At 35.0% G+C, this 23,257-nt stretch carries 18 protein-coding genes and 1 other annotated feature; of the genes, 10 read left to right on the top strand and 8 right to left on the bottom strand.

Annotated features, from left to right (window positions below; all coding sequences use genetic code 11):
* Positions 1–21 precede the first annotated feature (21 nt).
* Complete coding sequence (locus ACEPXD_RS12720) at positions 22–2,892, bottom strand: transglycosylase domain-containing protein (RefSeq protein ID WP_391116456.1); 2,871 nt, start codon at positions 2,890–2,892, stop codon at positions 22–24.
* Between the two features lie 100 nt (positions 2,893–2,992).
* Positions 2,993–3,188, top strand: a binding site (T-box leader).
* A gap of 50 nt (positions 3,189–3,238) precedes the next feature.
* Between ACEPXD_RS12720 and tyrS the strand changes: the two genes are divergently transcribed.
* Complete coding sequence (gene tyrS, locus ACEPXD_RS12715) at positions 3,239–4,504, top strand: tyrosine--tRNA ligase (RefSeq protein WP_391116454.1); 1,266 nt, start codon at positions 3,239–3,241, stop codon at positions 4,502–4,504.
* A gap of 1,048 nt (positions 4,505–5,552) precedes the next feature.
* Here the strand turns inward: tyrS and ACEPXD_RS12710 are convergent.
* Positions 5,553–5,720, bottom strand: a complete 168-nt coding sequence (locus ACEPXD_RS12710) for a hypothetical protein (protein ID WP_391116452.1) — start codon at positions 5,718–5,720, stop codon at positions 5,553–5,555.
* 230 nt (positions 5,721–5,950) lie between these two features.
* On the opposite strand from ACEPXD_RS12710, the gene ACEPXD_RS12705 reads away from it, so the two are divergent.
* Positions 5,951–6,205 carry a DUF3006 family protein gene (locus ACEPXD_RS12705; protein ID WP_391116450.1) on the top strand — a complete coding sequence of 85 codons (255 nt, stop codon included), beginning with the start codon at positions 5,951–5,953 and terminating at the stop codon, positions 6,203–6,205.
* Positions 6,206–6,343: 138 nt separating this feature from the next.
* On the opposite strand, the gene rpsD is transcribed toward ACEPXD_RS12705, so the two are convergent.
* Complete coding sequence (gene rpsD, locus ACEPXD_RS12700) at positions 6,344–6,946, bottom strand: 30S ribosomal protein S4 (protein ID WP_391116448.1); 603 nt, start codon at positions 6,944–6,946, stop codon at positions 6,344–6,346.
* A 371-nt stretch (positions 6,947–7,317) separates the two neighbouring features.
* Here rpsD and ACEPXD_RS12695 point away from each other — a divergent pair, with 371 nt between their 5' ends.
* Both ACEPXD_RS12695 and megL read left to right on the top strand, forming a co-directional pair.
* Positions 7,318–9,180 (top strand): diguanylate cyclase domain-containing protein, encoded by a 1,863-nt coding sequence (locus ACEPXD_RS12695; protein WP_391116445.1) that lies wholly within the window; start codon positions 7,318–7,320, stop codon positions 9,178–9,180.
* A 77-nt stretch (positions 9,181–9,257) separates the two neighbouring features.
* The gene (gene megL, locus ACEPXD_RS12690) at positions 9,258–10,445 is read left to right on the top strand and encodes a methionine gamma-lyase (protein ID WP_391116443.1); all 1,188 of its coding nucleotides are present in this window, start codon (positions 9,258–9,260) and stop codon (positions 10,443–10,445) included.
* A gap of 118 nt (positions 10,446–10,563) precedes the next feature.
* On the opposite strand, the gene ACEPXD_RS12685 is transcribed toward megL, so the two are convergent.
* The 3 genes from ACEPXD_RS12685 to hisJ form a co-directional block, all read right to left on the bottom strand.
* Complete coding sequence (locus ACEPXD_RS12685; protein WP_391116440.1) at positions 10,564–12,123, bottom strand: FMN-binding glutamate synthase family protein; 1,560 nt, start codon at positions 12,121–12,123, stop codon at positions 10,564–10,566.
* Between the two features lie 402 nt (positions 12,124–12,525).
* A complete protein-coding gene (locus tag ACEPXD_RS12680) occupies positions 12,526–13,005 on the bottom strand; it encodes a GAF domain-containing protein (RefSeq protein WP_391116438.1) in 480 nt (159 codons plus the stop codon).
* A 3-nt stretch (positions 13,006–13,008) separates the two neighbouring features.
* Positions 13,009–13,818, bottom strand: coding sequence for a histidinol-phosphatase HisJ (hisJ, locus tag ACEPXD_RS12675; protein WP_391116435.1), 810 nt, complete (start codon positions 13,816–13,818; stop codon positions 13,009–13,011).
* A gap of 150 nt (positions 13,819–13,968) precedes the next feature.
* Here hisJ and ezrA point away from each other — a divergent pair, with 150 nt between their 5' ends.
* The 4 genes from ezrA to ACEPXD_RS12655 all read left to right on the top strand — a co-directional run bounded on the left by ezrA (position 13,969) and on the right by ACEPXD_RS12655 (position 18,393).
* The gene (gene ezrA / locus ACEPXD_RS12670; protein WP_391116433.1) at positions 13,969–15,669 is read left to right on the top strand and encodes a septation ring formation regulator EzrA; all 1,701 of its coding nucleotides are present in this window, start codon (positions 13,969–13,971) and stop codon (positions 15,667–15,669) included.
* Positions 15,670–15,766: 97 nt separating this feature from the next.
* Positions 15,767–16,900, top strand: a complete 1,134-nt coding sequence (locus tag ACEPXD_RS12665; RefSeq protein WP_391116431.1) for a cysteine desulfurase family protein — start codon at positions 15,767–15,769, stop codon at positions 16,898–16,900.
* Positions 16,901–16,905: 5 nt separating this feature from the next.
* Entirely contained in the window at positions 16,906–18,108 is a 1,203-nt protein-coding gene (gene thiI, locus ACEPXD_RS12660) for a tRNA uracil 4-sulfurtransferase ThiI (RefSeq protein WP_391116429.1), read from the top strand.
* Between the two features lie 81 nt (positions 18,109–18,189).
* Complete coding sequence (locus ACEPXD_RS12655) at positions 18,190–18,393, top strand: alpha/beta-type small acid-soluble spore protein (protein WP_151700615.1); 204 nt, start codon at positions 18,190–18,192, stop codon at positions 18,391–18,393.
* Between the two features lie 99 nt (positions 18,394–18,492).
* On the opposite strand, the gene ACEPXD_RS12650 is transcribed toward ACEPXD_RS12655, so the two are convergent.
* The gene (locus tag ACEPXD_RS12650) at positions 18,493–19,071 is read right to left on the bottom strand and encodes a hypothetical protein (RefSeq protein WP_391116427.1); all 579 of its coding nucleotides are present in this window, start codon (positions 19,069–19,071) and stop codon (positions 18,493–18,495) included.
* Between the two features lie 568 nt (positions 19,072–19,639).
* Here ACEPXD_RS12650 and mbcS point away from each other — a divergent pair.
* Both mbcS and rarD read left to right on the top strand, forming a co-directional pair.
* A complete protein-coding gene (mbcS, locus tag ACEPXD_RS12645) occupies positions 19,640–21,217 on the top strand; it encodes an acyl-CoA synthetase MbcS (protein WP_391116425.1) in 1,578 nt (525 codons plus the stop codon).
* A gap of 211 nt (positions 21,218–21,428) precedes the next feature.
* On the top strand, positions 21,429–22,325 hold the full coding sequence (gene rarD, locus ACEPXD_RS12640) for an EamA family transporter RarD (protein ID WP_391116423.1): 897 nt from the start codon (positions 21,429–21,431) through the stop codon (positions 22,323–22,325).
* 19 nt (positions 22,326–22,344) lie between these two features.
* On the opposite strand, the gene ACEPXD_RS12635 is transcribed toward rarD, so the two are convergent.
* The gene (locus ACEPXD_RS12635; protein WP_391116421.1) at positions 22,345–23,145 is read right to left on the bottom strand and encodes an NAD kinase; all 801 of its coding nucleotides are present in this window, start codon (positions 23,143–23,145) and stop codon (positions 22,345–22,347) included.
* Positions 23,146–23,257: the final 112 nt, after the last annotated feature.

Raw genomic sequence — 23,257 nt, 5'->3', positions numbered from 1 at the left:
TTTGGAAATAATATATAACTATTAATCATCACCGGTTTCATCGTCATCCTCTGGAGGAGTTGTTTTATCTCCATCGTCCGAAGTAATTGGAGGTATTACGATTTCCGTTGGTGGTTCAGGATTTTTTTCCTCTATTGAAACGATATTAGAAGCCGCTGATTGTAGTCCTGTAATATCAACAGCCACAACGATATATTCCCCTGTACCATTAATATTATAGGTATTATCTTCCGCTTCTAGTTTAGAAGCCATTAAGACTCTTTCACTGTTAACAACTTTATATATTCGATATCCAACAACATCAGATGATTCCGACTTGGTCCAAGTTAATGTTTTTTCAGAGAGATTAGCAGTAACGGTTTTTGGAGGACTACCATCTGCTTTAAACATTTCTTCGGATACTACATTACCTGCAAAAGTAGAGTTTTCAGGGAATAGTTTACTTGCGTTTCCACCAAATTTTCCAAGCATTCGTGTGATAAAATCTTCATTTACACCATAACCGCCTTTTACAACAAATTCACTTGGGGTAGATTCCAAAGAGCGATATCTATTCCCGTTGATCACTACATAAGATGATGATATTAAGCTATCATCTGGTGCAGTTGGAAGCATTGCAGCTTCATTAAATAAATCTGATTTGACTAATCCTGCTTGTGCACATGCATCAGACGGGGCCAACCCTGAAATACCACAGAATGATTTAGTAACAACCCCTTTAGGGACTGGGAAAGGATTTGGAGCAGCCACAAGCCCAGGATTTACGTCATACATGGCATTCATCATATTGGACCAAAACATATTTACTCGAACGCTTGGATGATTATAACGATTGTTCATATAAAATAAGGATAATTGATTATCATCGTAACCAAGCCATACGCCTAGAGAAATATTTGGATTGTATCCGACGAGCCAAGAGTCATTATGATTTTGTGTAGTACCAGTTTTAGCTGCAAAATCGGATTTAAATTTTAATCGAGAATTTGCAAGAGCTGCTGTTCCTCCAGACAACACATCCCGAAGCATATCGGTAATAATATAAGCAGTTGCAGGACTGAATACTTGCACTGGCTCCATTTTATGTTGGTAGATTACATTTCCATTAACATCTTCAATTTTTTCGATCATATAAGCATCGATGAATTGACCACTGTTTGCGATAGTTCCAAAGGCATTTGTATTTTCTTCAACCGTCGCTCCATTTGTCATCCCACCAATAGCTAAAGCGTGATTTGCATATTCATTATCTTCAATATGTTCAAATCCCATTTTTTTGAGGAAGTCCGTTGGCTTTCTATCCATGATTAAATCATACAAACGAATAGTCGATAAGTTTTGTGATGTTTTTAATGCATCACGTGCTGAAATAATACCTTTTTCTTGATCTTTCGTATAATTAGATGGTGATTCCTTCCATGTAGTACGTCCTAAATTTTCTAGTTTTACATCGACAACAGGGCTTCCAGCTCCAATGACCCCATATTCAATTGCAGGTGCATATACGAGTAAAGGTTTAATTGTCGAACCAATTGGACGGACGGCTTGTGTTGCATGATTATACTGTTCCAGATTATAATCACGTCCACCAAGGAACGCTAATATTTTACCTGTTCCATTTTCAATCATCATACTTCCTACTTGTACAGGAAAATCTTGCATGGTAATTTCGCCTGTGTTTGGATCTTTCACTTCTTTTGTATAAGTATGACCATAGGTATCGAATTCATCTTTTACTTTAATCATCGCTTCATACATTTCTTTATTGATAGTTGTATGAATTCGGTAACCACCTGTACTTATAGCCCTTTTTGCGATAATATCGTATTTTTCTTTGAGTTTAGATTCGTTTTTTAAGCGTTCCAGATCAATTCCATCTGCTGCGGCAAATTGTACTCTAAGTATTTCTTTTGCCCTATTTTCAATTTCAGAAGTTAACCATGGATACTTATCTTCCGAAACGACTTCTGGTAGTCTAAAATCTTTTGTAATATCATAACTTTTTGCAGAATTATAATCTTCTTCTGTAATATAACCCGTTTCTTTCATTCTGAATAAAACGGTCTTCATCCGCTCAATCCCAGCCTGCAATGCTTTTCCTTCTTTTAATACTCCGCCTTTTCTAAAGGGAGTATACGCGAATGGGGATTGCGGGATTCCTGCAATATAGGCTGCTTGTGGTAAAGATAAATCTTTCGCTTTTACATTAAAAATTCCATTTGCAGCTGTTTCGATGCCAGCAATATTTCTTCCGTTTGCATTTCGACCATAAGGAATGATATTCAAGTAAGTTTCTAATATTTCATCTTTCGTCATAAAGTGTTCTAGACGCATAGCTAAAAGTATTTCTTTTGCTTTTCGCTCATAGGATACTTCGTTTGTTAATATTTGGTTCTTAATTAATTGTTGCGTTAAAGTAGATCCCCCTGTTTTTGTATCAGAGTTAGTTACATCTTGAAGTAGACCACGGATAATTGCTTTAGGTACTATTCCATTATGTACTTCGAAGTATTCATCTTCTGTTGCTAAAACAGCATCCAACACATAAGGTGAAATGGAGGATAACTTAGTTTCAGTACGCTCAAGATCTGTCCTTAACTTACCAAGATATACATCTCCAGCAAAATAGATTTCTGAGGTTTCTTCGTAGTTAAATACAGCAGCTCTCATGTCTTTTTTATCACGTAAAGGTTCCTGTTTTACTAACGAAGCAAAATAACCAGCTCCAACTGATGCAGCAAAAATTCCAAAGGTAAGACCTACAATTAAAAGTAGTAAACATAAATTCCATATAACCCCGGATGAAATGCGTAGGCTTTTAGCCCATTTAGTTGTTTGCCATTTTTCAAATTTATCTTTGTAAAATTGGATTTTCTTTAACCGTTTATCCATCGATAGCTCGACCCCCAAATCAAGAATTATTATACCATAATCGATTATCAATAGACGATAGTTATTGACATACGTTTTAAATTATGTAAAATAGGTATATATTTTAACGTAGAAAAGTCCGAAGTAGTGATTGTGCATACTGTTTAGAGAGCTAGCGGTTGGTGAAAGCTAGTCAGTGTATAAAAACGAATTACAGGCTTGGAGTTAGACGTTTTCACAACGATATCGTGATTGAAGCGGAAGGATTTTTCCTTCAAGCTGGGTGGTACCGCGCTAATTGACAAAGCGTCCCTGCATGATTTATTTCATGCAGGGACTTTTTTATTTTATTTAGGAGGAGATTAAAATGTCAAATGCATTACTAGAAGATTTAAAGTGGAGAGGTCTTTTATATCAACAAACGGATGCGGAGGGATTAGAAGAGTTATTAAATAATGAAAAAATTTCTTTATATTGTGGAGTAGATCCAACTGCAGATAGTATGCATATTGGGCATATTGTACCCCTTCTTACACTAAGAAGATTTCAACTACATGGACATCGACCAATTCTATTAGTAGGTGGAGCAACAGGCATGATTGGGGATCCATCTGGACGATCAGAAGAACGACAACTTCAAACTATCGAGCAAATTGATCGAAATGTTCAAGGTATTAAAGCTCAAATGGAACAAATTTTTGACTTCCAAGCAGAAAATGGCGCTCAAATGGTGAATAACTATGATTGGAATGGCTCGATGAATGTAGTTGAATTCTTAAGAGACTTTGGAAAGCTTATTAATATAAACTATATGTTAGGGAAAGATTCCATAGCTTCTCGTTTAGATACAGGTCTTTCTTTTACTGAATTTACTTACACTTTAATACAAGGTATTGATTTCAAACATTTATTTGACCACTTTAATTGCCGAGTTCAAATTGGTGGGTCGGACCAGTGGGGGAATATAACAACAGGTCTTGAAATGATTCGCAAAACACATGAAGAGGAAACAAAAGCATTTGGCATTACGATTCCGTTAGTAACAAAAGCAGATGGAACAAAATTCGGTAAATCTGCTTCTGGTTCTGTATGGTTAGATGCGAAAAAGACATCTCCATATGAGTTTTATCAATTTTGGATTAATACAGCGGATTCGGATGTTATTAAATACATGAAAATATTCACGTTTTTAGAAAGAAGCGAAATTGAAGCATTCCAAGTGACGGTGGAAAATGAGCCGCATTTACGTAAAGCCCAAATTGCTCTTGCAGAAGAAATGACTCGTCTTATTCATGGTCAAGAAGCTTTAGACCAAGCTGTTCGAATTTCCCAAGCATTGTTTAGTGGAAATTTAAAAGAGTTATCTGCAGAAGAAATGAAAGACGCTTTCAAAGATGTACCATCTGTTGAAATGACAAAAGATGCAAAAAATATTGTAGATTTTATCGTTGAAGCGACTGTATCTCCATCGAAGAGACAAGCTCGCGAGGATGTAGCAAACGGTGCTATTTCAGTAAATGGAGAAAAAGTGACTGATGTAGCATATGAAGTAGGGGAAAGTGATCGTTTAGAAGATGAGTTTATGATTATCCGTCGAGGGAAGAAAAACTACAAAATGATCAAGTTTGTATAAAAAGTAAAGCTACTTCCCCATAATAGGGGAAGTAGCTTTGTTTTTTCTTAAAAGATAAGAAAGTATATGAATTATCAACCTGCGAAACCAGTGTTCATAGTACTTTAAAGAATTAAAGAATACCGCGGATTTCCGTTTCAGGTGGACGCGTTCCGCGGGGGCGCCGCATTCGCGTCGTTTGCGATGGCACACCTGTCTCCGAGGAACGAAGGCTAAGAGCGCCACATCGTGTGGCAACGCCTTCGTGACCAACATCCTGTTGGCCTCCGTCTGGAGTCGCCACCTTTCACTACAATCCATTAAGTGAGTAGTTCCTAAAAAGAAAGTATATGAAATTGATATACTAGAAATCCAGTATTCACAACGACTTGAAGTGATTTTAATGATGTCTTCCTTAAGCAGGATTTCCTATATGTTTTTACTTTTATCGTACACAGTATACATGAATCAGCGGGTAGATGATTAGAATTGGTGGGCCTGAAAAAATAGGTAGTATTCATTGATAAAGAAGCGCTGAGCGGACGAAATTGCATCTTCGTCCGCTTTTAAAAGAATAGGAAAGCATCTAATCCCTCATTAACCAAGCCTTACGCACCTTGTCTCTACAAATTTCAAGAAGGTGACGGACAAACATCCGCCACAAGATTATCGAAAAAAAGTGGATGGAGAAGTGATGCAGTCACTTCTCCATCCACAAAATTCCTGCGGTAATAGTGTAGCCAAAATTCTTTTTGCGACGAGTAACCGCAGGAGCAAATGTTTCGTCCAAAGCACTCTAGAAATAGAGAAGACAAGGTGCACTTAAAGGGTGCTTGCGTTTTTCTTAGAATAGAAGAAAAATCGAATCTGAAAAAAAACGCTCGCTTTCCGAGGACAAACATTCGCCACAAGATTACCCGCAAAAATGGATCGTGAAGTGACGCAGTCACTTCACGATCCAAAACTCTAACGGTAATAGTATAGACATTGTTTCGTCCAAAGCACTCGGATTATAGGAAAGATTAGTTGCGCTTAAAGAGAGCTTGCACTTTTCTCCATTTACAAAAACCTATTTTGCTCCTCCACGTTCGTCTACATGATGATTATGTTGTCCATCTTTAACTTGAAGATTTCTTTTCTCATCCTCACTTAATCTTTCGGGTTCGTTAAATCTTGCGCTAACGCCTTGTTTACTCAGCTTTCTGATTGGTGAATTATTCTTATTATTATTTATCAAATGATACACTCCTTTTTCGTCTATTCCTTTCTTAGTATTTCCACAAAATAGACAAATAGTCATGAAAATATTAAAAAAATTTAATTATTAATCAAAAAAAGATGAAAAATGAGTAAGAAATAGTATAGAATAATATATAGTAAGAAAGAGTTTAGAATAATATATAGTAGGAAATAGTGAAGGATAATATATAGTATATTTTTATTAAATTGGTCAAGGGGCTGTTAGTAATGGGTTCAAATAGATACATAGTTGATCGTTTCGATGATTTTTTTGTTGTTCTTTTGGAAAAAGATAATAAAGCAAATAAACTAGTCATTTTAAAAAATAAGTTTACGATAAATGCAAAAATAGGAGATTTACTAGAAATACATATTAATAAAGATAAATCTGGCTATGACTTTAAAGCTTTGAAAGAAGAGACAGATGTCACCAAACAAAGATTACTCGATTTAATCGAAGGTATGAAAATGGATACAAATTAATTAATATGGCACAAAGACGATCTGCTCTAAACGGAGTAGGTTGGTTTTTTTATATAATGACTAATAAAAAAAGCCCAAAAACCTTGATTTAACAAGGATTCTAGGGCTTTTAATGCTACTCTTTGCAGAGTATAGTTATTAACGAGAGTAGAACTCAACGATAAGAGCTTCGTTAATTTCAGCAGAAAGTTCGCTACGTTCTGGAAGACGAACGAAAGTACCAACTTTTTTGTCTGCATCAAATGATAAGTAATCAGGTACAAAGCTGTTAATTTCCATTGATTCGTTTACAACGTCAAGGTTTTGAGATTTTTCACGAAGAGAAATTTCTTGACCTGCTTTTAAACGGAATGAAGGAATATCAACGCGTTTACCATCGACCATAACGTGACCATGGTTTACTAATTGACGAGCTCCACGACGAGTGCGAGCAAGACCTAAACGGTATACAACGTTATCTAGGCGAGTTTCAAGAAGAATCATGAAGTTTTCACCATGTTTACCTTGCATTTTACCAGCTTTATCAAAAAGTGTACGGAATTGACGTTCGTTAACACCATAAGTGTGACGAAGTTTTTGTTTTTCTTGTAATTGTAAACCGTACTCAGTTAATTTTTTGCGTTGATTTGGACCGTGTTGTCCTGGTGCATAAGCACGTTTTTCTAATTCTTTACCAGTACCGCTTAGTGAAATACCAAGACGACGTGATAATTTCCATGCTGGACCTGTATAACGAGACATGAAAGATTCCTCCTAAAATTGGTTTTATTTTGTTGTAAAATAAGACCAGATGTATCCAAACTAGTAGACATTTTGTTTTCATGTATCATCGCCCATGCAGCCAAAGGGTTACGGGATACACCATCTATTCTATTGAATAGAGGAACAAAATGAGCAATCTAGAACATACAACTGCTGCATTTATTTTACACAAATTTCATTGTAACTTTTGAAGTGACTAAAGTCAATATAATTCATTCTTTCTTGAAATTAATTACTTTAACCGCTAATAGGAAATCAATTGACAAAATATTAGATGTATAGTCAAATAGAAGTATGCGATATATGATAAAAGTAACATATTCACTCTTGGAAAGCTAAGAGGTGTTAAAATGACAGAAACAACAATAGTGGAACAGATGAAAAGCCGTATGTTAGACATTTTGACAGAAAGTGCCATCTCAAATATATCAAGTATTAGTTGGTTTTATGATTTAAAATCTATACTTTCTGAATTTTTTGACATAGAGCTAGCAAACTACTATATTTATGATGCAGGTACATTTTTACAGCTTAAATGGAATCATTCATTGATCAAAAAATTAGATGCGATTAAATGGACTGAGATTGAATCATTTTTTTTTGAAAATAGTTTTACGTTTGCTCCATTACTTCAAAAGAATTTTTTGATTGATGGGGAAGTGTCCATTCTATTAAGAGATATGGAGAACCAACCTTTAGGATTGCTAACTATGGAATCTACTTCTAAATGGAGAGAATTTTCCTGCACATTAGAAGTAAATGATTTTATCGATATACTTAGTAAATTAGTGCTAACATTAAAGAAAACAATCTTTTTAACTCAACAGGAACATCAATACCGAAACCTATTTAATGTAACTAAAATGTTCCACTCTACACTTGATATTGGTCAGATATTGGAAGGGACTTTAAATGCTCTACAAGATGCTTTTCCTAGCTTCGATTCCATTTTAATATTGTCAAATGACCAAGAACGAAAACCATCCGTTCCTTATAAGTTGTTTGACTATACATCCGAAAGGCAGGCAACAATAGAAGCATATGTTTCGGGGGACGTTACATCTGAATTAGCTACAGACTTAGGGGTTCGCTTATTAAATGTTCCTATTAAAGGTAAACAAGGAATATATGGTATTATGCAAATGTCAACGCCACTTGACTATTTATTTTCGGTAAGACAAAAAGAATTTGCGTCATTGCTTGCCACTGCTACTGGAAATGCATTAGAAAATGCAAAGTTATATATTCAATCACATCGTTTGGTAGCAGATTTACAATTAACTAATGAAACATCACATAAGCTAAATATGAATTTATCACTAGAAGATATGCTTTTGTTTTTACGAAATCAATTAATGAAATCGTTTCATCCTGAACAAATTTGTTTCGTCTTTTTAGGAGACGAGGAGGAATACCAAGTATCCTCAGCTAGTTCAGGATTTTTTCATACGATTGATGGACAATTATATATTCAGCATGTGATTAATCATTTTATTAAAATGAGAGACCCGCTTTTTATTGCAGACCTCAATCGACTTGAAGACTTAAAAAATGAATATCGTTCTCTAGTTGCCGTTCCGTTAAAAGAGCAAAATCAGATAACAGGATTTAGTATCGTGTTGCATAGAGAGCCATACTTCTTTTCATTCGATAGCTTTAAATTAATGCAATCGTTAATTCAACACTCCTCCCTTGCAATTAGTAACTCAAAATTACGTAACAAATTGCAGGAAATGGTAAATCGTGATCATTTAACTAATCTCTATGCGAGAAAGTATTTAGACAAATATGTGGAAACATCGATGGAAAATGAAGAACGAGGTGTCTTCATACTCTTGGATATCGATAACTTTAAACAAGTGAATGATACACATGGTCATCAAGTCGGAGATGAAATATTAAAAGAAATTGCTACAATTATTCAAAAACGAACAGATGGAATAGGGATTGGAGCCAGATGGGGTGGAGAAGAACTTGCTATCTATTTCTCCCAAATGACTATTGAGCAAGGCATAGAAGAATCGAAACAAATAATTGCACAAATCCCTATGGAAACAAATCCAAGTGTAACAGTTTCAATGGGAGTGAGTGTGTGGGAAAGAGATCATCAGGTAACTTTCCACGATCTTTTCCATTATGCAGATATGGCTCTGTATGAAGCTAAAAATAACGGAAAAAATCAAATGCGTATTTTTGAGGCATCTCATTTTTAATAGGATGAGTGCCTTTTCTTTTTGTATCATTCCGTGTAGACTATATGTAAGCGTTTACAAAAAGGGGTGTAAGTGAAATGGAGAAAGAAAATTATCAAAAGGAAACGTTATATATTCATAAGGGGTATAGTTCTATTAATCATCATGATAGCCTGGCAGTTCCTCTATATCAAACTTCCACATTTGCATTTGAAACGGCTGAACAAGGGGCAAGAAGGTTTGCAGGAGAAGAAACGGGAGGAATTTACTCTAGATTAGGGAATCCGACAGTCAAAGTACTGGAAGAGCGGATGGCCGCACTAGAGTACGGGGAAGGTGCTCTCGCATTTGGTTCAGGAATGGCTGCGGTTAGTACGATTCTAGTTCATTTAACTAAGAGTGGAGATCATATTCTTTGTACTCGAGGAATATATGGTTGTACATTTGGCTTTTTAAATATATTGAAGGAAAAGTACAATATTTCACACGACTTTTCGACACTAGCAACAGAAGAAGAGATTGAAGCAGCTATTAAACCAAATACGGTTTGTATTTATATAGAAACTCCTATTAATCCTACGATGGAAATAGTAGATATCGGGCTTATAACGCAAGTTGCGAAAAAACACGGCATTCAGGTAGTGGTAGATAATACTTTCTCATCTCCTTATTTGCAAAATCCTTTGGAGTTAGGAGCAGATTTTGTATTGCATAGTGCTACTAAATATATTAATGGACATGGGGATGTTATTGCAGGAATTCTGGTTGGAAAGAAAAAAGAGGAGATAGAGACAATACGTTTGTCTGTGCAAAAAGACTATGGTGGTATCATTTCTCCGTTTGATGCTTGGTTACTTATCAGAGGTTTGAAAACAATGCATGTACGGATGGACCGTCATACAAAAAATGCAGCAGAACTTTTCTCTTTTTTACAATCATGTTCTATGGTAGAAAATATTTTCTACCCATTTGATGAGAACAACCCTCAATTCGAAATTGCCAAAAAACAAATGAAAGCTGGGGGAGGGCTAATTTCATTTACCGTTCAAGGTGGGATGAAAAATGCACAAAAGTTAATGAATGCATTAAAGTTAATAAAAATCGCTGTAAGTCTTGGAGATGCAGAGACACTAATTCAACATCCTTCAACGATGACTCATTCTGTCGTGCCAGAAAAAGAAAGATTAGAAATGGGTATAACAGATGGATTGCTCCGTCTATCAGTAGGTCTAGAAAACTCAATAGACTTAATAGAGGATTTACAGCAAGCTTTTTCTACGCTTTAAACCATATCTAGTCAATTTCCCACTTATCAATGAACGTTTTCAGGTCGCAATTTAAGTGGGAGTATTATTTTGGTAAATAAAGTACCGTCCTACCATCACTGGTAGAACGGTACTTTATTTATTCTATCGTGAAAACTCTTCCTCGCTCATCTTTGTACACGACATGTTGTCGATCAAGTTTTGTTGGTGAGTCAAGTCCAGCAGCAGATGCTATTCGGAAAAGTCCTTCACGCATCGTCAAAATATAATTGGTAACGCGATATTTCTTTTCTTCTACAACAAGTCCTTGTTGCAACTTCTTATCTGTAGTAGCAACGCCCGCGGGACATGTATTTGTATGGCATTTATGTGCCATGATACAGCCTACTGATATCATAAATCCTCGTGCAATTTGAACAAGGTCGGCTCCCATTGCTAAGGCAATCGCAGCTCGATCAGGTGTTGTAATTTTACCAGATGCAATAATCTTCACTCGATCTCTTACACCATATTTCTTTAATGCATCATCCAGAAGGATAAGAGATGATCTAAGTGGTAAACCAACACTGTCAGCAAGATCCTGATAAGTCGCGCCTGAACCGCCTTCGCCACCATCAAGCGAGATATGATCTGGTCCAATACCGGTTTCACGCATAAATGATGCTAGTTCTTCTGCATCTTGTTTGCTTCCGATTACTATTTTTATACCGACTGGTTTGCCGGAATGCTGCCGGATTTTATCGATAAAATCGAACAAAGTAGGATAGTCGTCGAATTGGTGAAAACGATTTGGGCTGTTGATTGTTTTATATGGAGTAACGTTTCGGATGGCTGCAATTTCCTCGGTCACCTTCGCTCCTTCAACGTGTCCCCCACGCATTTTCGCTCCTTGTGCTAATTTAAGTTCAAATGCTTTCACTTGTGGAATTTCCGCTTTCTCACGAAGTCGTTCCCAACTAAATTCTCCGTCTTCTGTACGGAAACCGAATAGACCTGAACCAATTTGTGCAATGATATCTGCTTCACCTGCTAAATGATGCTGGGACAGACCACCTTCGCCTGTATTCATCCATGCACCTTTAGCCATACCAATACCTTTCGATAAAGCTGTAATTGCATTTTCTCCAAGCGCTCCGTAACTCATCGCGGATTGTCCGAGCATACTACGAACACGGAAAGGATGTTTACAATTAGGTCCGATAATAATCGCATCTTCTTCTGGTATTAACCATGACAATGCAGGGATATCTTCCAAATGCTCTTTCCTTGAAAATAAATTATCTTCATCGAGCACATACCGCATTGTATCAACTATGACTTCGTTATCCACTCGCATTTCTTCATTTTGTTTCGTAAACATCGCATTTCGAATAAAATAACCTGCTTCATTAAAATTACGCTTCGAACCGAAACCAATGACACTGTTCAAATATTTTCCTGGCAGAACCATATGCAAATATTCCTCGCGGTTGAACGGTTCTCCTCCATTATCATTATCAAATAAATATTGTCTAAGCTCAGGACCAGTTTTTTCCAATATGTAGCGCATGCGGCCTAAAATCGGATAATTACGAAGTATGGCATGCTGCTTTTGCTTTCGATCATAAAAATATAAAAAGACAACAGCAATAATTGGTACGATAACAAGAAAAATAATTAGTAATGTCGTAGAAATCGAAATAGTTTCCATCCAAGACATCTTCCCTCACTCCTCTCTAAACTTATTAATAGTTTACCATTATAATCGACGATAAATCTTAAAAAGAAAATATATAAAGTATGTATGCTAGCGCATCCATTAAAGAGTGGTATTAGAGAAAATAAAGAGTATCACATTGATAAAGCTCCGTATAACGGACGAATTGACACTTCGTACGCTTTAATAGTAGAACAGAACATTATCTCTCCTTATCCAAAACAAATGCACCAAGTCTCTAAACATTCCAAGAGGGCAACGGACAAATATTCAACATAACATTACTAGAAAAGGATCGGAAAGTGACGATGTCACTTTCCGATCCTTTTGAATTCTAACGGTAATAGTTTGCTAAACACAATATAAAATTACCATCGAGGTGTGTGTGGAAAATATCTGTGTTTCTTACATATGTGTGATTAAAACTTGAATGAATTGTTCTAATCCTTCTTTATCTTGTTCTGAGAAACGTTCTTTAATAGGACTGTCGATATCAAGTACACCTAATAGTACTCCATCTTTTAAGATAGGTACGACGATTTCTGATTGAGAAGCTGCATCGCATGCAATATGTCCTGGAAAAGCATGTACATCAGGAACGATAATTGTTTCTTTAGTGCTCGCAGCTGAGCCACAAACACCTTTACCAAGAGATATTCTTACACAGGCAGGTAATCCTTGGAATGGCCCCAACACTAATTCGTCATCTTCCATTAAATAAAAGCCAACCCAATTAATTTGATCAAAAAATTGATTTAATAATGCCGACGCATTACTTAAATTTGCAATAACATTTTTTTCCCCTGTTAATAGGGCATCTAATTGTTTCGATAACATCGTATAATTAGATGATAAATTCTGTGAGTAATTCGTTTTTGTAAACATTTTTCATTCTCCATTCTCTATAAATAGTTTAAATTTGTCGTAAAATTGATGTAAATCGTTCACTTGATGGGCATCTGAACCGAACACTAAAGGAATTCCTAATCGTTTTGCCATAATAACATAGGGTAAAGGAGGGTAGCTTTCCAAACAATATGGTTTTGCAAGTCCTGCACTATTTAGGTCAAGTTGAAGTTGTTGATTTTTTATTTCTTTTAATATAGAAACAATTTCCTCTTGGTCATCTACTTTTTCGGACAACACATGCTGAAATTTATGTACAAGCGTTATATGACCAATTCGTTTAGGTTTATATTGTCCTAAATCACTCGTTATTGAATCCATAAGTGTTTTGTAATACAATCTATACACGGAGATTGGGCTTCCTACTTGTTTGATAAATTCTAAATAAGTATTTTTGGAGAAGTCAATACAAGTGTATGCGTTTTGAAATTGTAAAAAATGCACGGATAAAATAGAATCATCTAAATATTTCCCATAATTATTTAGAAATGATTTAGTCTCCTGTTCAAAACCAGAGATAAAGTCTATCTCCAATCCAGATGAAATAATAATATCTTTTCTATATTGTTTTTTCAAATCCTGTAAATCGGACAAATAGGACTCGAGCTTATTTATATCCATCCCACTGTCTTGATCAGGGGTAGGATCGCTGAAGTTTAATGGCAAAGGGGCATGCTCTGTAAAAGTTATTTCGTCAAACCCACTTTTAATTGCTTTTTCAATATATTGTTGAAATGAGTCAAGCGTTCCATGCGGACAGTAAGATGTATGGATATGACCATCTTTTTTCAAAAAAAAATCAACCTCCGCTCTTTAAAATACAAATATTTCAAAGATTTCATTGCTTTTCTATTGTTTTATGAAACAATAACATAAAAAGCATGGTAATATATATAGTAACATTTGAAAAAGAACTTTTGAACTTGGAACAGGGGGCTTACAATGAAGTATATCATCCCAGTGATTATTATACTTTTAATCATTGCAATTTTTGCATTTATAATAAGACGAAAACATAATTCAGAAATTGAGCGATTAGAACATGAAAAGCATCAAATTCAAAACAAACCTATTTTAGAAGAGATGACAAAAGTAAAACAATTAAATATGAATGGTCAAACAGAAGAAATGTTTGAAAGATGGCGAAGTACTTGGACGGAAGTAATGGACGTTCTAATGCCTAAAATCGATGTTCTTTTATTTGATGCCGAAGAAAATGTAGACAAGTTTCTTTTTGTTAAAGCTTCAAAAATTGAAAAAGAGCTTCAAACTTTAATTTCTACATGTGACGAGAAAATGTCGAGTATATTAAAAGAACTAGAAGAGTTAATTGGTAGTGAAGAGAAGAACCGTATAGAAATGGAACAATTAAAGGAGCAACATCGCGCTGCAAGAAAAACAGTACTTGCACACCAGTATTCATTTGGTGATGCAGTTCCAGCGCTAGAAAAGAAATTAGAGTCATTTATTCCTTATTTTGAAGAATTTGATAAATTAACGGAAACAGGGAATTACTTAAGTGCACGAGAAATTGTTATTTCTGTTCAAGATGATGGCCAAAAGTTTTTTCGTATTTTAAATGATATACCAACAGTACTTTCAGAAATTCAACATAAAATTCCAACGAGTATTCATGAATTAAGAAATGGTCAAAAAGAAATGGAAGAGAGTTCATACTACTTACAACATCTCGAAATGTCAGCAAAATTAGATGGAATTGAAGAAGAATTGAAGAAATTGAAAGAGGCAATTATTGATCTTAATGTGATTAAAACAGTTGCAAGAGTGGAAGAAATAAAAGATGAAATTGAAACATTCTATGATTTATTGGAAAAAGAAGTAATAGCAAAAAAATATGTCGATCAACATAAAGAAAAAACAGCGAGTCGCCTAAAAGAAGTTACTTCAGTTACTCGTGCTGTCAGTGAGGAAGCTGCTTATGTACAACAAAGCTATCGCTTACCTGAAAAAGAAGCAGAAATTCCGCAAAGCTGTTTAAAAGAACTGGAAGAGTTACATAAGAAATTTGAACTGCTTTCAATGCGTGTAGAAGAAGAACAATCAGCTTATTCAAGCTTACAAGAAGAACTAAATGAAATATCAGAAGAAATTGATCGCTTATATGACGAGCAAGATCGTTTTGCCAATCGTTTAAAAAACCTTCGTATCGATGAAAACAAAGCACGTGCAAAGCTAGATGATTTAAAAAACTTATTGCATGAAACGGACCGTATGCTACAGAAGGCGAATATTCCCGGTATTCCTGAAGACATGGATGTTCGTTTAGAGGAGGCAGAAGAACATATTTATGTAGCGATGCAAAGTCTCCAAGAAGTTCCGCTGAACATGATACTAGTGGATAACTACTTATCGCAAGCTGAAGCTTGTATGGAGGAAGTTCATCAAAAAGCAAAAGAAATGCTTGAAAATGTGTTATTAACTGAAAAGATTATTCAATACGGCAATCGTTATCGAGCAAATCATCCCAATGTTCATATGCGACTACTTGAAGCTGAAGAATCATTTAGACAACTAAGATATGCTAAAGCTTTGGAAGATGCAGCTACTGCAGTCGAAGAGGTTGAGCCAGGTGCTCTAAAGAAGATTGAAATACTTGTGAAAGAAGATACTTTGCGTACATAAAAAATATCTATTTTAGTATTTAGATTGTGTATACAAGTTTGAACCACCTCACTATAATTGTGAAGGTGGTTTTTTTCCGAAAAGGAGTGAATGAAACATGATTTATTTTGATAATAGTGCAACAACGAAAGCTCATAAAGATATAATCGATACATTTGTAACGGTGAACGAAAAATATTGGGCAAATCCTGCGTCTATCCATGAGTTCGGTCATCAAACAAACGAATTATTACAATCGGCAAGAAAACAAGTTGCTGAAGTGATTAAAACAACTAAAGAAAAAGTATATTTCACTTCTGGAGGGACAGAATCCAATAATTTAGCTATATTTGGATTAGCTAATAAATATAAGCATCGCGGAAATCATGTACTTATTTCTGAAATTGAACATCCTTCTGTACTAGAGTCCGCAAAAGAGCTTCAACTGCAAGGATTTAATGTAGAATATATTCCTGTCAATAAAGAAGGGTTTATCTCATTAGATTCTATCAAGTCACTTCTTCGTCAGGATACAATTTTAGTAAGTATAATGCATGTTAATAACGAAACTGGTGCCATTCAGCCGATCAATGAAATTGCTGCCCTAATTAAATTAAAAAGCCGAGCAGTTTTTCATATGGATGCTGTGCAAAGCTTTGGAAAAATGACTGTCAACTTTGAGGAACAAAAGGTGGATGCGATAACAATATCGTCTCATAAAATTCATGGTCTGAAAGGATCTGGGGTTCTTGTTTTAAGAAATTCTACTGAGATTACACCTATTCTTTTTGGCGGAGGACAAGAATATGGCATCAGAAGTGGAACAACATCCGTACCATTAGCTGTATGTACTGCAAAGACAATTCGATTAGCAAATAGCAATTTAGAAGAAAATAGTAAAATTATGAAAAATATGGCAGATGAGATCAGTACATTTTTACAAACTTTTTCTTCTATCAAAATCATTTCCCCGGAAATAAAAGCGCCACATATTGTCTCTTTTTCGGTTCGAGGAGTGAAAGGAGAAGTATTTATCAATGCACTTCAAAAAGAAGATGTGATCGTCTCCACGAGTAGTGCATGTTCTTCCAAACAAACAAAAACAAGTCATGTGTTAAAAGCAATGCATTTAGAAGATGATTATATTAAGGGAGTCATCCGACTAAGCTTTTCTTATTTGAACTCTGAGGAAGAAGTGCGGCAATTTAAAAAAATATTTACTAAAGTGATGAACGTAATTAAAGGAGACTAAAAAAGATGAAATGGGAAAAAATATTAGTTAGATACGGCGAGTTGTCAACAAAAGGAAAAAATAGGAAGACATTTATTACGCAACTTCGAAATAATATAAAATTTTCTTTTGTTGATTTGCCAAACTTTAATATGACAGCAGAGAGAGATCGAATGTTTTTAACTTCGAAGGATGAAGCTGAAATACAACAGTTGATTAAAAGATTGCCGAAAATATTCGGTATACAATCCTTTAGTCCAGTTGCATCATGCACGCAGGAAATGGAAGATATACTAGCAACTGCTTTGAAAATAATTAATAGTTTAGACTACCAAGATAAAACATTTAGAGTCACTGTTAAAAGAACAGATAAAAGATTTCCGTTGGATACGTATGAATTACAGCGAACAGTCGCAAGTCATGTGCTTAGTCAGTTTCCTAACTTAAAGGTACAAATGAAAGATGCGGATATTAATCTACGTATTGAGGTTTTATCAGATGCTGTGTATATGATGGCGGAAGTTATTCCGGGAGCAGGTGGAATGCCACTTGGTTCTAATGGCCGCTCATTGTTAATGCTTTCAGGCGGAATTGATAGTCCAGTTGCTGGTTATATGTTATTAAAACGCGGTGTACGTTTAGATGCAATTCATTTCCATAGTCCACCTTTTACAAGCGAACGCTCAAAAGAAAAAGTGATGGATTTAGCTAATCAATTGAGTCATTTTGGAGCATCGGTGAGATTACATGTCATTCCTTTTACTGATATTCAACAGAGTATTCAAGCTCAAATACCAGACAATGTATCGATGACTACAACAAGAAGAATGATGATGAAAATTGCAGACCTAGTAAGAGAAGAGATCGGCGCGCTAGGAATTGTTACTGGGGAAAGTTTGGGACAAGTTGCAAGCCAAACGCTAGAAAGTTTAACAGCCATTAATGCAGTTACAACTACACCTATTTTCAGACCATTAATTTCATCAGATAAACTTGAAATTATTGATATTGCACAAAAAATTGGGACATATGAAACGTCTATATTGCCATATGAAGATTGTTGTACGATATTTACTTCATCTTGTCCTAAAACAAAACCGAAACTCGAAAAAGTGGAGTACTATGAAAGCTTTAAGGATTTTGATGAATTAATAAAAGAAGCTGTAGAAAATAGAGAAGTTCTATCATTTCCAAACAGTAAGAAAAATAATTTTGAAAATTTACTTTAAAAAATAACAAAATATACCTTGCCTCCTTGTGTATGATTTTCGTGAAAACGACCATTCTAATTTCACAAGGAGGTGAGAGAAATGACAAACAATAACTCATCAAATCAACTTCTAGTACCAGGAGTAAAACAAGCAATTGATCAAATGAAGTATGAAATTGCTCAAGAGTTTGGAGTACAACTTGGACCTGATGCATCATCGCGTGCCAACGGATCCGTAGGCGGAGAAATTACAAAGCGATTAGTGCAACAGGCTCAATCCCAAATGAATGGGTATAGCAAATAAGAAAATAAAAAGATCGGCAGCTTAGGCTGCCGATTTTTCTATATAAAAGAAACTTTGAATAACAGCAATAAATTCAAAATGTAAAAAGAAGGCTCTCTTTCAAGGAGCTTTATAAACTATGTTAGCAATCTTGTTATATAAGTCTTGACCTTCAACAATATGGTAATTTGCAATTTTCTTACTCGGCATAATTACAATTATAATGCCCTTTTTCAAGGATTCATCTCGTTCTATACTGAACCAGATCTCGTCCGCACCGCCTTCACTTTTCAGAAAAACGCTATAAGTATCATACAGTTTGTCTTGCTTTAAACGTGGAATTCCCTTTATAGATGTATCTTGTAATTGAATGATTAAATCCGCAATCTCGTCTTTGGAAAGCATGATTCTCTTGTTCTTCTCCAGTTCCCCTGTGGACAAAGAAATCTTTCCAATAGTCTCAACTGTAGTCAAAGAAATATCTCCTACATTATACGATTCCAATGAAATTCCTTTGTAAACCCTATTAGCTATTTCAATAATCGTAGTTTCAGAATACTTAACGTAATCGTTATAACTAGTTACACAGGATATAACGACCACAAAAAATACCAATGTCCAAAGCCATCTTCTCTTTTCCTTTTTTCTCTCTATCTCCCATTTATTATCATCTTCTTCCAAATCATAGACTTTATACACCTCATACACCTCCTATGTTTTTTTATAATTCGAGAAAAACAAACAAAATCCTTTTTACATTAATGAACATCTCAGATTGAATTCACCTATCAGGTTGTTGATTTCTCCCCATTTTCGTTTCTTTAAACTTTAAGAGTTTATATGATTCAGGCGTTATATTATTTAAGTTGGTTGAAGATGAAAAAATAGATAGCATCTATTGATAAAGAAGTAGTGAGCGGACGAAATTGTATCTTCGTCAGCTTTTAAAAGAATAGGTAAGTATCTAATCTCTCATTAACCAAACCAAATGCATCTTGTCTTTACATATTTCAAGAGGGCTATGGATAAACATCAGCCACAAGATTTCCGAAAAAATGAATCGTGAAGTGACGTAGTTACTTCACGATTTATAACTCTAACGGTAATTGTGTAGTCGAGGTCTCGTCCAAAGCACTCTGGATGTAGTAAGAACAAGATGCACTTAAAGGAAGTTTGAAACCTATTAAAAACACAGAAATTTTTATTTGCATTTAAAAATCTGACTATTTACTTTATAATTAAAACGTAAGAACGAGGAGGAGATCAGATGAATAAACAAAATTTGATAGCACCAAACAATTACAATTTAGTTAGCGAATTTGAAAAATATAGCGCAGATGAAAAAAAGATAGCACTTATTTGGGAATCGGATAAAGGCGAAAATAAGTCATGTACATATAAACAATTAATACAAAGAGCAAATAAAGTGGCAAATCTATTTACAAAAAAAGGTCTTCAAAAGGGGGATGTCATTTTAATCATGGTTCCTCGCTTAATAGAGGCATATGAAGTATATATTGCCGCATTGAAAGCAGGTTTAGTAGTAATTCCGAGTTCTGAAATGCTTCGGGCGAAAGATATTGAATATCGTCTTATTCATAGTGAAGCAAAAGCTATTATTGCGTATGAACCATTTCTAGATCAATTCGATAAGGTGCAGCATCTCGACGAGAAATTACTACTAGTAATTGGTGAAGGCCAAGGAAGATGGACATCTCTAACGAATGAAATGACACATGAATCTGACCAGTTTCAAGCAGTAGATACATTAAAAGATGATATGGCTTTTCTATCGTATACTAGTGGTACAACAGGAAACCCAAAAGGTGTCGTACATACACATGGTTGGGCTTTCGCACATTTACGAACTTCTGGTCCTAATTGGCTTGGTATTAAAGAAGGAGATATCGTTTGGGCAACTGCAAGTCCTGGATGGCAAAAATGGATATGGAGTCCTTTCCTAGCAACGTTAGGGAGTGGTGCGATTGGTTATGTGTATAATGGGAAATTTGAACCCAAAATATATTTAAATAAGATTCAAGAGAAAAAAGTAAATGTCATTTGCTGCACTCCAACAGAATATCGATTAATGGCTAAAACAGAAGGATTATCGAACTTTGATCTTTCCTCTCTACATAGTGCTGTATCAGCTGGAGAACCATTAAACAGAGAGGTTATTGAAACATTTGATAGACTTTTTAGCTTGGAAGTTAGAGATGGCTATGGTCAAACGGAAAATACATTGCTTATTGGAACGATGAAAGGAATGGACAGCAGAATAGGCTCCATGGGGAAACCGACACCTGGAAATACAGTAGAAATAATAAATGAATACGGAGAAGTTTGTACCCCTGGTGAAGTTGGAGATATTGCAGTACATGTAGAGACTCCTGCTCTATTTAAAGAATACTTGAAGGATCCAGAAAGAACTTCTATGCAATTTAGAGGAGATTACTATATTACTGGTGATCAAGCAAAAAAAGACGAAGATGGTTACTTTTGGTTTGAAGGTAGAGGAGACGACATCATTATTAGTTCTGGTTACACGATTGGTCCATTCGAAGTGGAAGATGCACTTACAAAACATCCAGCTGTACAAGAATGTGCAGTAGTTGGAAGCCCACATGAACTACGTGGAACAATTGTAAAAGCGTTTGTTGTTTTACGTGAGCCATTAAAACAGGGTGCAGAGGAGTTAGTAAAAGAACTTCAAGAGCATGTTAAATCCATGACTGCCCCATACAAATATCCGCGTGAGATTGAGTTTATCGAAGAGTTGCCAAAAACAACTTCAGGTAAAATCAGACGTATTGATCTTAGAAAACGAGAAGAGCTGAAAAAATAGATTGGGAAAAAACACGGAGAACATGTGGTTCTTCGTGTTTTTTTGTTCTTATGGTAAATTTCAAAATTTATTTACTTTTTATTATCTAGTCTACCTTCACTTCTAATCTACTGGATTATTTGTCCATATAAAGGAACTTCTTTGTTTACTTTAGTGTGATAAAGTAATATAATAATGCATGTATTTTGGGTTTGAAAAATGGGGTGAAGTTTTGCAAACAGAAGAAAAACAAGGAATACTTATCGTAGCAATTGCATATATATTTTGGGGATTCATGCCGATTTATTGGAAGCTACTATTGAATGTTTCAAGTGATGAAATACTTGCAAGTCGAGTAATTTGGTCATTTATTTTTACATTATTCGTGGTTATCTTAAGCAAAAATTTTAAGACGTTGATCAGTGATTTAAAGGAGCTTTGGAAGAATAAGAAGGCTTTTTGGAGTCTCGTTCTTGCCTCGTACTTAGTAACAGGAAATTGGTTTACATACATATATGCAGTAAATGCAGGGTATATAGTACAAACTAGTTTAGGATATTACATAAACCCATTAATATCTGTCCTATTAGGCATTATCTTTTTAAAAGAAAAATTATCTAGGGCTCAACAACTTTCTGTAGCTATTGCGGGCGCTGGGGTTATTATCCTAACAGTTTCATATGGAGAAATTCCATGGATCGCTGTAACACTAGCTTTAACGTTTGCTTTTTATGGCTTTATTAAAAAAAGCTTGACGATTGATCCATTAAGAGGCATAACAATAGAAACAATGTTCGTTTTTCCAGTAGCACTTATTTATTTTGGATATTTATTAGTGACGGATCAAGCGGTTTTCTTCCAATCCAATGCTAGTACCATGATTTTACTAGCTTTAACTGGTGTAGCAACTGCGGTTCCACTTGTATTATTTGCAAAAGGAACAAAAATGATGCCACTTTATATGTCTGGCTTTATTCAATATTTTGCTCCAACTATTATGCTCCTAGTTGGCATCTTTGTTTATCATGAAAAATTTAGCAAAATTGAATTTATCTCATTTTCATTTATTTGGGCTGCATTAATCTTATTTACTATTTCTAAAATTGTAGAAGTAAGAAAAAACAGGTAGAGCTATGTCTACCTGTTTTTTATAAAAAGGATCGTTTTACTTTTTCCCAGTAGCTATTATTTTTTAATTTCACTGTTTTCACCACTTGATTACTTAATGCGATAGAAACAGTCTCGACATGTTGAATGCTTAAAGCTTCGTTGTCGGTACTCATGGACGGATAGTCATTCCAGTCTTTATGTAATCTAAGTTCAAGCGATCTACTACCACTCAAGATGAAGGAAGAACCAAGTGTTCTATATTCGTTATTATTTATGGAAGCAATTTCTGTTACTTGGATACAAGGTAGTAGTGGGTCTACTATTGCTCCACTAAGTGACTTATTATAAGCTGAGCTTCCAGTCGGAGTCGAAATAACCATTCCGTCACCTCTAAACGTCTCAAAAAGTTTCCCGTCAATAATTATGTCCAATACAAAAGTTTTGATGATATTAGACCGAATAGTGAACTCATTTAAACAATAAAATTTTGGATGATGATTAACCGATAATTCCAGTAAAGGGTATTTACGAACTTCCATTTCATTCTGTAACACAGCTTCCGCCAGTGCTTCCATATCTTCTATTAAAAAGTCACAATACATACCTAATGTACCTGTTGTTGAGATACCAGCATATAGACAATCTTCTCGGAATCCAGTCTTACGAACCGCTTGCAAAAAAGAACCATCTGAACCAATACTAACAATGATAGAAGCATCGATATCGTTTTCAACAACTTGAAAGCCATATTGTTTTATTACTTTTGCTAAAATGTCTTTTTTTTGTAATGATTCTATGTCATTCTTAGTATAAAGATATATTGCATTTTGGGAGTTCATCTTGCATTCTCCTTTCAAATTAGAATTAAAGATATTAATTTTCACTAGTTATTATCTAGCTACAGTGCTATACGCTTTTCTAAGTAATGTATGTATTTTACCATTTTATGAA

The sequence above is a fragment of the Psychrobacillus sp. L3 genome, assembly GCF_042945595.1.
In the GTDB taxonomy this organism is placed as follows: domain Bacteria; phylum Bacillota; class Bacilli; order Bacillales_A; family Planococcaceae; genus Psychrobacillus.
Note: the sequence above shows the minus strand (reverse complement) of the source record. Positions and strands in the feature narration are given on the sequence as shown.